This window comes from Natronocella acetinitrilica, assembly GCF_024170285.1.
Lineage (GTDB): Bacteria > Pseudomonadota > Gammaproteobacteria > Nitrococcales > Aquisalimonadaceae > Natronocella > Natronocella acetinitrilica.
On record NZ_JALJXV010000003.1, the window covers coordinates 306,863 to 319,508 of the forward strand.

The 12,646-nt window shown below is 67.8% G+C and carries 13 protein-coding genes; 5 read left to right on the forward strand and 8 right to left on the reverse strand.

The genetic code is table 11. The annotated features are described in order from the left end of the window. Positions 1-46: 46 nt before the first annotated feature. Positions 47-688 (reverse strand): HD domain-containing protein, encoded by a 642-nt coding sequence (locus tag J2T57_RS07545; RefSeq protein ID WP_253476405.1) that lies wholly within the window; start codon positions 686-688, stop codon positions 47-49. Positions 689-1,009: 321 nt separating this feature from the next. Here J2T57_RS07545 and J2T57_RS07550 point away from each other — a divergent pair, with 321 nt between their 5' ends. The 5 genes from J2T57_RS07550 to J2T57_RS07570 all read left to right on the forward strand — a co-directional run bounded on the left by J2T57_RS07550 (position 1,010) and on the right by J2T57_RS07570 (position 4,382). Beyond that, positions 1,010-1,372, forward strand: coding sequence for a hypothetical protein (locus J2T57_RS07550; protein ID WP_253476408.1), 363 nt, complete (start codon positions 1,010-1,012; stop codon positions 1,370-1,372). A gap of 136 nt (positions 1,373-1,508) precedes the next feature. Next, the gene (locus tag J2T57_RS07555) at positions 1,509-2,330 is read left to right on the forward strand and encodes a hypothetical protein (RefSeq protein WP_253476410.1); all 822 of its coding nucleotides are present in this window, start codon (positions 1,509-1,511) and stop codon (positions 2,328-2,330) included. 95 nt (positions 2,331-2,425) lie between these two features. Then, positions 2,426-2,977 carry a hypothetical protein gene (locus tag J2T57_RS07560; RefSeq protein WP_253476412.1) on the forward strand — a complete coding sequence of 184 codons (552 nt, stop codon included), beginning with the start codon at positions 2,426-2,428 and terminating at the stop codon, positions 2,975-2,977. Between the two features lie 219 nt (positions 2,978-3,196). Beyond that, positions 3,197-3,718, forward strand: a complete 522-nt coding sequence (locus J2T57_RS07565; protein WP_253476803.1) for a DUF2569 family protein — start codon at positions 3,197-3,199, stop codon at positions 3,716-3,718. Positions 3,719-3,854: 136 nt separating this feature from the next. Then, a complete protein-coding gene (locus J2T57_RS07570) occupies positions 3,855-4,382 on the forward strand; it encodes a hypothetical protein (protein ID WP_253476413.1) in 528 nt (175 codons plus the stop codon). 22 nt (positions 4,383-4,404) lie between these two features. Here the strand turns inward: J2T57_RS07570 and J2T57_RS07575 are convergent, their stop codons facing one another. The 7 genes from J2T57_RS07575 to J2T57_RS07605 all read right to left on the reverse strand — a co-directional run bounded on the left by J2T57_RS07575 (position 4,405) and on the right by J2T57_RS07605 (position 12,611). Further along, complete coding sequence (locus tag J2T57_RS07575; RefSeq protein ID WP_253476414.1) at positions 4,405-4,602, reverse strand: hypothetical protein; 198 nt, start codon at positions 4,600-4,602, stop codon at positions 4,405-4,407. Next, positions 4,589-4,981 carry a hypothetical protein gene (locus J2T57_RS07580; RefSeq protein WP_253476415.1) on the reverse strand — a complete coding sequence of 131 codons (393 nt, stop codon included), beginning with the start codon at positions 4,979-4,981 and terminating at the stop codon, positions 4,589-4,591. The genes J2T57_RS07575 and J2T57_RS07580 overlap by 14 nt, the downstream gene beginning before the upstream one ends. Positions 4,982-5,259: 278 nt before the next feature. Then, a complete protein-coding gene (locus tag J2T57_RS07585; protein ID WP_253476416.1) occupies positions 5,260-6,141 on the reverse strand; it encodes a DUF7281 domain-containing protein in 882 nt (293 codons plus the stop codon). Beyond that, positions 6,138-7,505, reverse strand: a complete 1,368-nt coding sequence (locus J2T57_RS07590) for a hypothetical protein (RefSeq protein ID WP_253476417.1) — start codon at positions 7,503-7,505, stop codon at positions 6,138-6,140. Before J2T57_RS07590 ends, J2T57_RS07585 begins: the two co-directional genes overlap by 4 nt. Further along, positions 7,505-8,173, reverse strand: coding sequence for a hypothetical protein (locus J2T57_RS07595; protein WP_253476418.1), 669 nt, complete (start codon positions 8,171-8,173; stop codon positions 7,505-7,507). The genes J2T57_RS07590 and J2T57_RS07595 overlap by 1 nt, the downstream gene beginning before the upstream one ends. Continuing rightward, on the reverse strand, positions 8,166-12,035 hold the full coding sequence (locus J2T57_RS07600) for an ATP-binding protein (RefSeq protein WP_253476420.1): 3,870 nt from the start codon (positions 12,033-12,035) through the stop codon (positions 8,166-8,168). Before J2T57_RS07600 ends, J2T57_RS07595 begins: the two co-directional genes overlap by 8 nt. Positions 12,036-12,131: 96 nt before the next feature. After that, positions 12,132-12,611: a hypothetical protein gene (locus J2T57_RS07605; protein WP_253476422.1), complete on the reverse strand. Its 480-nt coding sequence runs from the start codon at positions 12,609-12,611 to the stop codon at positions 12,132-12,134. Positions 12,612-12,646: the final 35 nt, after the last annotated feature.

Genomic DNA, 12,646 nt, shown 5'->3' on the forward strand with positions numbered 1-12,646 from the left:
CGTTAAGCCCGCCCCGTGCGACAGGCATGCTCGGCGCAGCGGTCGATCAGGCGTTTTGGGCGATCAGCGGCGGCATGCCAAGGGCTGCGGCGAGAAGCGCGTACTGGCTTCGCAGCACATGCTCGACATTGAAGTAGGCCAGTGCCTGGTCGGTGAAGCGGTAGCGCGCGGCCTTTAGCATCGGCAGGAAGTGATCGCGCACCTCCTCAAGGTAGTGCCGCTGCTTGTCCTCGCTGAACACCCCGCCCATCGTCTGCACATTGTGGATGCGATCCCCGCCCTTGATGATCGAGGCGACCGGGCAGGCGGCAATGTTCTCGAAGTAGTGCTCACCGTGGAGCGGCTTGCCGTCGTGCTTTTTCGACAGTGTGTAGACAATGCCGGCAATGGACGCCCCGAACTCCTCGGCGAGCGCCTCGCGGGTGACCGGGTAGTCCTCTATGACGTCGTGGAGCAGAGCGCCTGCGATCAGTACCTCGGGGTCACGCACGGACCTGAGTGTGAGGAGATAGAGCGAGATCTCGACCTGGTGGGCGAATTCCGGGGTGAAGCCGTCCTTTCGCACGCCCGCATGGTGGCGCCTGGCATACTCGAGCGCGCGCGCCGCGGTGTGGTAGCCGCGCCCCATGAGGTAGAAGCGCAGGGCGACGAGTTGCTTGTTGTAACGCGCAAGAACTGCTTCTCGCATGACCGCACCTAATCACCAGCTACAGGTTGATTATATAATAAACAATTAAATAAATCAATCGGCAGAGGTACGGAAATGAAATCCGAATGGGTGAAAGGCTATTAGACCGTTATCTATTAGGCCCCTTGCCGACAGCGAGCGCCGTGCAGAGCCCGCGCCCCAGGGTCACCAGGGGTGGGGGTTTGTTCCAGGCCCGGGGAGCGCATTGTCAAAATTGTGACCAATCTCTCGACTTCGCGATCAAGGCGATTGACAGCGCCGCAGCCCGCGGTAGGCTACGCGCGACAACACACCAAACCACCAGTGCAGGGAAGACCGCCGATGACCGTGACCGTCCAGCAACTCCTCGAGAATGCCGCCTTCGCCGACGGCATCTGCTACTACACCGCCGAGCATTTGCCCGCGCTTCGCGCCCACGCTCTGGTCTTCCCGGCCGAGTGGACGGAGGCCGCCCGTGGGGTGCTGGCGCACTTTCGCGGCTTGCGCGTCGAATGCGGTCTCTGCGGCGAGTCGGTGCGCGAGCGCGTGCTTGCCGAGGAGGGGCTTGCCTGCTTTCTCATCCCCGCAAGCCAGCCCGCGCCGGGCGGCGATCACCAGGCACGCCCGCGCGAGGCGTTCAATGCGCTCGCCGACTGCATAGAGGCCTGCGAGCGCGGCGTCACCAACGCCCGCAAGAGCGCCTGAGCAACACAACAGACGAGTGCACGACCACCCATCCGTCCGGGGTTTGGCTCCCGGACGGGTGATTTCGGAGGCAACTGCCGAACTTGACTTGATGAATAATAAGACTATAATTAAAGCATTGCCGCTGGAGGTGCACATGAACAGAACCGCCGAGCTCGGGCAGTACCCAACCCCGGTGTGGGTGGCAGAGGCGCTGGTGGAGCGCTACTTTGCAGGCCTTGGCGCGGGCGATGCCGTGCTTGAGCCCTCCTGCGGCGCGGGGAGCTTCCTTGGGGTCATCCCGCCCGAGGTGCCGGCCCTGGGCGTGGAGATCGACCCGGTGCTCGCCGAGCAGGCGCGGCGCAACACCGGGCGGCGGGTGATTACCGGGGACTTCACGCGCGCCGAGATTGATTTCCGGCCAACGGCGGTGATCGGCAATCCGCCGTTTCGCACCCAGCTTATTGACGCCTTCCTTGAGCGCTCGCACGCGCTGCTGCCAGAGGGTGGCCGGGTTGGCTTCATCCTGCCGGTCTACACCTTCCAGACGGCATCGCGCGTTGCGCGCTACGCAAGCCGCTGGGGGATGGAGCAGACGCTGATCCCGCGCAACATCTACCGCGGGCTGCAGTGTCCGCTGTGCTTTGCGATCTTCTCGAAGGATCGCCGCCGCACTCTGGTCGGCTTCGCGCTCTACCGCGAGACGGTGGCAAGCCACGGCCTTGAGGCGCGCTACCGGGAGGCGATGGAGGGGACCGGGCGGGGATCGCTCTGGGCGCGGGTGATTGACGTCGCACTCGATGAGCTCAACGGCGAGGGCGCCCTGGCAGACATCTACCGCGTCGTCGAGGGCCGCCGGCCGACGGACAACCCCTTCTGGCGCGAGCAGATCAGAAAGGTGGCACGCACGCACTTCCCGCGTGTTGGCCGCGGGCGCTACGCGCGGCGCAGCCAGGAGACACTCCCCCTGGTCGCCTGAGCGTGTGCGCAAGCCAGCCACCCGCAGTTGACTTTTAAATAGAAAACCCTATAATATATAGGGTGAGCTGCCGCCAGCCGGAACGGGGTCCTGCCATGACGATCGAACTCTTTGTCCTTACCCACGGCAACCGCCATGGGGAGCACACCTCGCTGATCGTGCGCAAGGAGGCTCCCGGGGCTGATGCGCCGAGCGCCATCGATTTCACCTTCGCCGATCCCGCCACCTTCCAGCTCCACCTGGGCGATACGATCGAGGTCGACCATGCACCCCACGCCTTTGGTCGGGCACTGGCCTACATCGAGGCGAACGCGAACGCCGGGGATGCGCGCGCAGCCGAGATTCTGGCCGGGTTCGAACCCCATGGCGCGCCGCCCTGCGCGCGTGAGAGCTTTGAGCGCCACCGGGCCGAGGGGCGGGTGCGGCTGGTGACAGCCGGCGAGTTGCGGGTCGAGGACTGGACGCGCGGGTACAGCGGCGAGACGATCGACATCACCGGCTTCGAGGCGGTCGAGCTCGACGGCCCGACGCCCGGGTACGACTTCCTGCTTGCAGGCCGCATCAAAGGCGAGCCCCTCTACTGTGTGGCGAGCTTCCGCAGGCAAAGCCACGAGCTCCAGGCCATCACGCTTGGCGAGAAGCGCTAGGGGCTCGCGCTTCTCACCGAGGGGCGCGCTCTCGGTGCAACAGGTGCCGCGGCGCGCCGGGTGAGTCGTTGCGGGAGAGCGCTGGCTGTCTCATCACGCTAGACTTGGAGTTTCCCGCAAAGGGCAGCACTCGGGGCGCGACAGACACTTGAGTGCAAGGGAGATGCCCGGCTTCAAGCCCGGGGAGGCTGTCAGAACAAGCGCAATCGACCGGGGGTGGTGCATGGCAGGTGGGCAGCAGAACGATGGACCAAGGGGGCTTGGGGCTGGCTGATCCTGATCGGCCTGCAGATTATAATCGCACCGATTGCCCAACTGGGAGCGCTCTCTGCGACAATAACAGTGTTCCAGGACCCGGACATCATGTGGGGGCTGACCGACCCGGCGGGGCCGGCCTACCATCCCCTTTGGTACGCGGCGCTGCTGATCGAGGCCGCCTACACCTGCATCATGATCCTGGCGGCGGTGGCACTGATCATTCTCTTCTTCATGCGCCACTGGCTCTTTCCCGCACTCTACCTGGCCGTCTTTGGCCTTGCCCTTGCCTACGTCCCCATCGAGTACCTGATGATGTCAACGGTGACCGGGGATCCCGTGCCCTACCTGGAGGGCGATATCAAGGGTATTGCCACACTGGTGCTGAGCGCACTGATCTGGATTCCCTACATCCTGGTCTCCCGGCGGGTGAAGAACACCTTCATCGAAGGCCGCAGGGCCCCCATTGGCGCAACACGGACGTAAGCGCGCGAGCCGTGCACCCGCCCCGTCGCCATCCGGGGCCTCGCGCAGGGCTGGGTGGCGCCGATGGTACACGTCATCGGGATTGACTTTGCATTTAATAAGCGTATAATTAAATAAAAGTCAGGGGAGATAAGACATGGGTATCGAAATCTCGATTGTGGCGAGTGGCGGCGTGGTGGAGCCGACCCGCAAGGTCTACCTGCACGATCGCCACAACGAGACCCGCGAGGCGTTCGAGGCGGAGATGGCGGACTGGGAACGCGCCTATTACAAGCGCGATGCCGGCGGCTATTACGACCTCGAGGGGGAGTGGCCGACGCTGTCTTTCTGCAATGCCAATGCGGCTGCCGTGATCGCCGCCGCCGGGCTTGGCGGGGAGAGCGATGGGGAGATCGCCTGTGCGGACATCCCGGCGGTGCGCCGCGCCATCCTCCTTGCCCGAAACGGCGGGCTCGCACAGCACACCCGCGAGGGCTACAGCACGCCCGCGCGCGCGACACTTCGCGTCGTCGATAGTGCGGGCGGTGAGCGCATCGTGCGCGACGGCGCACCGGCGATCCATGCCATGGGCCTTGATGCCGAGGGGCTTGAGCGGCGCCTCGCCGACTTCGACGCCTTGCTTGCCGAGGCGCAGCGCCTCGGCCTTGGCGTGCAGTGGGTGTGATCCGCCAGGCGCTTGCCGCCGCCTAGCGATCCTCTGCGGGCCGCTGCACTCGGCGGCGCTGCTGCGCGAGCTCGATGATGGTCTCGATGCGAACCAGGCGCTCGCCCTGCGCAAGCGAGCGCGCCTCCATGCGCTCGACCGCCCCGCCCAGTTCCAAAACCTCGCGTATCAGGGTAATCACGCTCTGGGTGTACTGAAACAATCGATCAAAGACGCCCATCGCGCCCCCCGTCGCTGCCAAAAAGCATGTCGCCGAGCGCGTCGAGCGCCTCGGGGTGCTCGGCATAGTGCGCCCGGATCTCATCGGCGACGCCGCGCTCGCGCTCGGCGATCATCTCCGGGGCGGTCTGCGCGGCAACGCGCTCCCGGATGGCGGAAAGCGCAGCCCGTGTCTCTTGCAGGGCTTGCTCCATCGCATCGAGCGCCGCCGCGTCCTCAGCGCGAACGGAAGGCTCATCGGGATCATAGGCATCAATGGCGCGACGGACGATTTCGGTTGCGCCGACAGGGTCACCCCGGGTCCGCAGACGCTCGATTTTTCTGACCTGCTCGGCCGAGAGGAGGTATTGCTTGCGGAGGTATTTCTCGTCCGCTTCCATCGACTCTACCCTACCTGACTCACCTCGATTGTAGCGGGTCACCTGGCATACACAAAGTATACACAACGCTCGCCTGCGCTTATTTAAGGGTATCCCGGGGGCATGCCCTTTTGAGGGCAGTCGGCGCCCTGGGATGCCAGAATAACCGCGACGGGAAGCCACTTTCTGCCGCCTGCGCTTATTTAAGGCTATCGGTGACCGGCTCTCAAGGCGCTTGCGCCAACCCCCCCCCTTGCAGGCGGGCAGCAGGCCGCCGCTGCCGGCGCGAAGGTCGATGGTCAGCCAAGCCCCTGCCAGACCAGCGGCAGGGCGGCGGCGCGCGCACTCTCCTGGGTGACCGCGGCCTCGGCAGCCGCCATCCAGTCGATCCAGGGCGCGAGCCCCGGGAACGTGTCACGGCGATTGATCAGCGCGCCGAACTCTCGCGCCTGGTCGTGGAAGAGGGCAGGGCTGGTGAGCGGGTGCGTCGCCAGCGCATCGACCGCGGGCAGGAGCACACCGGCAATGCCGGCCTGGGCTGCGGTAAGGAGTCCGGCCGGGTCGGCATCCGGGGCGTGCCAGTGCGCGACACCCCGCGACTCGGCGAGGTGGCGGGCATAGCGCCAGCCGCCGGGGAAGGCGGGACTGCCGCGCAGGACCAGGACGCCCTGCCCGGGGGGCATTTCGCCGCCGGGGGCCGTGCTCGCGAAATCAAGAAAGGTCTCGTAGTTCTCAACGGTGAGCAGCCAGTCGAGCGCGTCGATCGAGAGTGTCCCGGCCGATGCCACCAGGTGGCTGCCAGGCGGCAGGCAGAGCGTCTTGCCGCCGATCTGAGGCGGGCTGCCGGGCAGTGGCGCGAGGGCGAGGAGCGCGCGGTCAGCGGCAATGCCCCGCGCGCCGCGCTTCTCGCTCCTCTGGTGGGCGGCAAGCGCGGTGCGCGAGGTGGCGCTCTCGGGGAGCCCGCAGGCGGGATCGATGCCGGCGCGCTCAAGGTCTCGACGGACGATCTCCCGGTCGCGCTGGGTAAAGCGCAGCAGTCGTCCCTCGCGGCGGCCAACGGCAAGCCGGCGGTGCAACGACAGATTCCCGCCCCGGGCAGCCACCAGGCTGTCGAGGGCGGGCTCGCTGGTGCGGGCAAGCGCGCAGGCGGCCTCGACCTCGTCGCGGTAGCGCTGGCTCATGCGCCAACCCCCCGCGCGCGGCGCATCCGCTCAATGACTCCCTCGCGCAGGCGAACCCGCAGGTCGTGGAGTTGAAGTTGGCCGGTGACAACCCCGCGCGGCAGCGGCGGGTCGAGGTGGAGCTCGAAGCGCTCGAAAAACCGCGCGCCACCGCTGTGGCGATTCATGAACGCCTGGAGCGACAACGCGTTCAGCCAGGCTCTTGGGGTCGGCAGAAACGCATCCGGCGGCGCATCGGCGGCGCGCGCGGCGTGAAAGTCGAGTGCGGAGACGCCGGTGGCGGATCCGGCGGCGGCCTCGCGCACCACCTGGCGGAGGAAGTCCTCGATCCACCCCGACGCCTCCCAGCGGGCGGCCTGGCGGGCATCGGCCGCGGCCCGCGCCGCATCGATCATCGCAGGCGTGGTGCTGACAGACCCCGAGTCCTCGAGCGTGCGCCGCCGATCGGCCTGCTTGCGCCGCCGGGCGCGAAGTCGCGCGAGCAGCCTTGCGTAGGTCTCTGAATACACCTCGCCGGCCCAGTCAGGGTGGCCCGCAAGCGGGATTGCAGGGGCCCGGGCGAGGGTGGGTAGCCGTGAGGCCGCCGCCTGCGCCTGCTCCCAGTCGAGGGTCGGGCGGTGGCGCCGCAGCCAGGCCATCTGCCGCGCCCAGCGCCGGGTCTGCGCCTGGCGGGCGCGGGCGCGGTGAATGAAGCGCTCGAGCTCATCGAGCAGCCGCGCCATCTCGGCCCCGTGGGCGCGAAAGCGCGTGCGCATCCGCGCGACGAGGAGCCCCACCGGGGTGACCGTGATGTAGCTCTCGTCCTGGAGCTCATCAAGGAAGCTCTGCGCCCCCTCGCGCATCACCTCCAGGCGGCGCATGTACAGATCGAAGTCGCGGATGCGCTGGGTGAGCTGTGCGCCAAAGCCATAGCGGATACCGACCTGTTCGTTGATCCCCTCGAGCTGCTCGCCAAAGCCCTGCTCGACCTCCTCGATCAGGTCGGTGATCTGCTCGGCGAGCGTCTCGGAGACCTCCGCGTCGCGCTCGGTCATCGCCGCCTGCCAGCTCCCGGCGAGGTGGCGCAGCGTCTCAAGGCGCCTTGCCATGTCAAGGCCCACGTCCTGGAGGCGCTGGCCGCGCTGGGTGGTGGCGAGCAGCGCGCGCAGCTGGGTGCGAAGGCGCACGGTGTAGCCGCCAAGCCCATCGCCCTCGAGCGTCACCACGCGCTCGCGGCGAAGCGCCTGGAGCTCGGCGAGCAGGCGCTGCTCGCTCGCGGCAACGTGGATCTCGCGCTGATGGAAGAGGCTCTCGATCAGCTCGGCGTGCGCGTTCAGTAGCCGCAGGAATCCGGCGACTGGCGTCTGCGCGGCGTCGCCGGCCATTACAGCAGCTGCTCCTGGGCCTGCGCGCGATTGTCCTCCGCGTCCTCCCCCTGATCGACAAAGCCCTCCTGGTCGAGCGCGAAGGCAAGCCAATGGGCGAAGAGCTGGTACTCGCCGGTCAGCACATACTCCTGCGCCTCGCGGGAGGACTCAAAGAGATAGCCGCGATCGGTGAGCGCGTTCACCACCCGGCGCAGCGCCTCATCGGGGCTTCGGTCGCGCACCTTGCCCTGACGCTGCACCAGTGCGGCAAGGCGCTGGAGGCTCTCGCGATGGGCCTGCGAGGCGGTGATGCGCGAGAGTGCGGCATCGAAGCGGAAACGATCCCCTGCCACCAGCACCTCGCCACCGGTGAGGCTCTGGCGCAGCAGCTCGGTGAACTCGGTGATAAGCGGCTCATCATCGAGGTAGCGGGTGAACTGCCTTGAGACCGCCTCCTCGACGCTCGCATCGAGCCCGTCGAAGGCGGCGTAGTAGACCCCGTCGCTCTCGCGCAGCACCCGCCCCAGGCGCTCGAGAATCCGCTCGGCCTCCAGGCGCTCGGCGCTGTCGGGCTCGCAGACGAGCCGGTGGAGTCGCGGGTGGCGGTACTCACAGAGCGCCCCTCCGGCGAGCAGCGCCTCGATGAGCTGCGGGAAGTCGGCGGCGAGGCCGTCCTGGTCACGCATGATGCGAGCCCTCCTGGTGGGCGCCGTCCACAGCCAGGGCCTCGGTGTCGCCCGCATCGAGCACATCGAAGGGGTCGCCGGCCTGGGCGCGGGGTGCTGACTCGATGAAGATCGGTGCGGCCAGGCGCTCGCCCCGGGCGTTCTCCGACTGGAGCACGTAGCGGCGGCGGAAGCAGGGGTCAACCTCGGCGGGCACATCCGGCGAGGTGGTCATGAGGTAGATCCGCTCCTGCTCCATCGCGGCAAGCAGCTGGCGGATGTTCTCCTCGTCGAGCGCGAGCAGCTCATCGAGCATCCACGGCACGGCGATCGGCGCATCGCGCCGCTGATTCTCGAGAAAGCCCACCAGCACGGTGACCGCCACCAGCATGCCGATGCCCGAGGAGAAGGCGGCCACCAGGGTGTCGCCGTGGCGACAGTGCTTGCGCTCGCGACCACCCATGCGGGTCACGGTGAAGGCAAGCTGCACGGCCTCCCAGAGCTCGTTGCGCCGCCGATGGGCATGGCCTGCCAGATAGTTGGCAAGCGCCTCGGTGCACGTGACCAGCTGCTCGGAGGGTAGCAGCAGCGTATCGCCGGCGCGATCGCGCTCCTCGGCGTAGGCGCGAAGCGCAGTACTCATCCGCTTTGCGGCGTGGTAACCGTCGATTGCCGAGAGGTCGAAGGCGGCCTCGATCTCGACGGCGTCAACGCTCTCGATCGCCGAGAGCAGGCGGCGGTAGGCGCTCTGGATGGTGGCGGCCTGGCGGCGCACCTCCCGGCTTACCGCCTCGAGTCCCTCGACAAAGCCATCGAGCTCGAACTGGTGGACCAGGAACTCGGCGACGATGGCCTCGAGCTTCGCGCCATGGCTCCCGTCGGGGAGGTGTCGCGCGCCAGGGTCGATCTCATCGGCCGCGCCGAAGAGGCGCTCGATCGAGCCGGCGGCCTGAAGGAGCTCTGCCGCCTCGCTGCTGCCGGCGTGATCGGCATAGCCCTCGCTCGCGGCAAACTCCCGCAGAAACGCCGATTGCGTGCGGGTGAAGTTGCGCTGGAAGCCTGCCAGGTGTTTGCGAAGCGCCTGGCTGCCCTCGGCAACCGCCTGCCCGGCGCGCCTCGCCGAGGCGATGAGATCGGCGATCGGAAGCCCTGCGCGCAGGCTGACCGATTGCACCTCGGGCACCTCGTCCACCTCCAGTGTGACCGGCATGGCGAGAAGCGTCTCGAGCGGACCAATGGCTGCCTCGGCAGACTCCTTTTCCTGGCGCGCTTGCTGAAGCATCCGCTCTGCGGCGCTCTTCCGCTCGGCGAGGGACTCGGCGGCGGCCCTCCAGTCGCGATCGAGCGCCTGGATCTCCGCTGCCAGGCGCTGCACGGTGTCCTCAAGCCCCGGTCGCTCCTCGTCAATCTGCTTCTGGAGCATGTCCCACTCCTCGACCAGGAGCTTCGCTTCCTGCGCCTCCTTGCGCGCCGCCGTGGCGAGTCTGACGGCCTCGGCCGCGTCGAGCAGGATGCGCTCATCGACGCCGCGCTCCGAGCGCTTCTTGTCTGCGGCCGCCTCCGCGGCCGCAACCTGTTCGTCGCGCGCGCGCTCGAGGGCCCCGGCGCGCGCACTGAGTACGCTGAGCGCCTTACTGATCTCGGCCTCCAGGGCGACCCCATCGGCATCGTGATCACCGACAAGCGTCTCCTCCTCCAGACGCTGCGCCTCAATCATCTCCTTGAGATCGGCATCAGCGCGCTGCCACGCTTCATCGGCGGCGGCATGCGCCTCTTTGGCCGCGCGGACAGCCGCCTCCCGGGACCCCTCGATCTCCTCGCGCTTGGCGCGCTCGGCATCGCCGAGTGCCCTCTCCTGCGAGCGCAGGCGCGAGAGCGCCAGGTCTGCCTCGCTTTTCGCCTTGGCGAGCGCGCGTGCTGCGCGCTCGGCATCAGCAATGGCGCGCTCCCCGCTTTCAAGCTCCCCGCGCAGCGCCTCAAGGCGCTGCGTGACCTGCTCAAGCGCCTCCCTGAGGTCGGCGTCGACCGACGACGCAGGCGCGAGCCGCGAGAGGTCGATCTCAATGCCGTAGAGACTGCTCTCGATGCTGCTTGCACGCGCAGGCGAGAGCGTCTCGCTCAGGAGCAGCGCCGTGCCCTGGCTCAGCACCGCGCTCATCTGGGCTTCCGCCTGCGGGGCGTGCTCGCGAACGAAGTGCAGAAGCGTGCCGCGGCGCTCAAGCTGCTCGGTGAGGTCGTTGCGCGCCTCCTCCTTGCGACGGCGCTCGGCAAGCCGCGCATCCTGGGCGGCTTGCTCCGCCTGGTGGCGCTCGACCGCCTCGCGGTGGCTGCGCCCGGCGTCATTAACCCGGGATTGCGCCTCCTGGATGTCACGCCCCAGCGCGACCTGCTGACTCAGCATGGCCTGATGGGCCTCGATCAGGGCGGCGTCGGCGTCGGCGACGCGCACATTCGCCCTTGCATCAGCGCGCTGCCCATTGGCTCGCTCAAGGCGCTCGGCAAGCGCGCTTCGCGCCTCGCGCTGGCGCTCGCGCAGTGCGGCGAGCGCAGCGCGGTCGCGCTCCCGGAGCGCGACTCGGCGCTGCTGGGCTTTGGCATCGGCCTGCTCGCGCTCGTCGCGAAGCGCGCGCTGCTGCTCCGCACAATGTGCCTGAGCCGCATCGCACTGGGCGCGAAGGGCGGTCTCGATATCGGCGTTCTCGCTTTTCAGGAGCTGGAGGCGATTGCCGGCGGCCTCCTCCGCCTGACGGCGATCAGCGAGCGAGGGGGCAATGGCCCTGGCATCCTCGATCCCGCGTTCAACAAGGCGCTGCTCACTGAGTCGAAAGCCCCTGATTCGCGACTCCGCGGCGCTCTTGTTGTCATTGGCCGCGCCGCGCGCCTGCTCATGGGCCTTCTGCGCGAGCTGGTATTTCCCGTCAATCTCGCCGATCAGTGCTATCTGGGTGGTGATGGTCTTCTCGGCGCGCGCAAGCTGCTCGCCGCTCTGCGCAAGGCGCCTCTCTGCGGCGGCACGGTGGATGGCGACATCCTGCGCGGCGGTGCGCAGCGCATCGGCGCTCTCAAGGGTCGTGCGCGCGCTCTCGCGCAGCGAGAGCAACGTGGTGAGCCCGGCGTGGTTGCCGACCCAGCGCCGCAGCAGCTCGGGGTCGAGGTTGATGCGCGAGAGCGCGTCCTCGGAGTGCGCGGGGTTGGCGCTTGCGGCCTGCTCGAAGAGCAGCCGCCGCAAAAGCCGCTCGTCGATGTGGTTATGGAGCGTCGCGGTGAGGATGGTGTGGATGTTGCCAAGCGACTGCCCGGAGAGCGCACCGGTGCCGTGGAGCACGTTGAACTGCCGCGCCGCCTCCGTTCTGCCGCGCTCCCGGGCGCTGCCGAAGACGAGGTTGCGGTAGGCGGTGTAGGAGGTGCAGGGCTCGACCAGGCGGCCCTCTGCGCGGGCGCGTGCGGCAAGCTCCTCGCTCGGCAGGAAGCTGTCATCCGGGGCAATGAAAAGCGCCGGGTCGTAAGCGCCTGCGATCAGCAGCGCGCGAAGCCCCTCCTGACGGGGGTTGGGGATGAAAACGGCCATCTGCTCGCCGCGCTGCGTGCGATAGCCAAAGACGATCGCACTGCCGGCGCGCGGCAGGTAGTAGTGGGCAAAGGAGAGCAGTCCGCCCTCCCGCCCGGGGCGCACCAGGCGCCGGGGCTCAGCGCCGAAGAAAAGTGGCAGCAGCCGCAGCAGGCTGGTCTTGCCGGTGCTGTTGCGCCCGGTGATGCTCAAGTGCCCATCGATGGTGAGCTCGGAGGCGGTGCGCGGCAGGTAGGAGTCAAGCAGCACCACGCGGCAGATGCCAAGTGGGTTCGTCGCTGCGCTCATCTCCCCGGCGGCGTTGTCATCGTGCATGCGGCCCGTCCCATCGCTGCTGCGCCCAAAGGCGCACTCATGAAGTCTGCCCAGTATAGGCAGGTTGCCGTACAGACCAAAAAACGGTGGCCTGGCCTAGTCGCTGTAGACCGCGGCACGCCAGTCGTCGTGACTGGCGTAAGGGGCCCCCTCGAGGGCATAGCCACCGGCATCGGCGGCGAGCACCTCATCTGCACCCCAGGGCGTCTCGGCAAGCACCTGCGACAGGTAGTCCGGCGCAAAGCGGCGCGGAAAACGCAGCGCCCAGCAGACCTCGGGGGTCAGGCGAAGCAGCACGCGCACCGGGCGGCTGGTGCGGGAGACAAGATTGGCGCCGGAGAGCGAGATCAGCGGCGTCGACAGGCTGCCACCGATGCCTGCCTCAACGGAGACACCGCAATGCAGGCAGGTCAGCCGATCGCGCCCCCAGGGCATGCCATGCCCGTCATGGTCAAAAAGTGACTCATGCGAACAGCCACGCACCTCGGCATGCACCAGCGCCTGGAGCTCCTCGATGGCAACCTGCACCATCGCATCGGCCTCGGCCAGCCGGGTCCGAAAGTCCGCATCTGCCATACGATTCACCTCCTGTTGCGACCCTATTATTATAC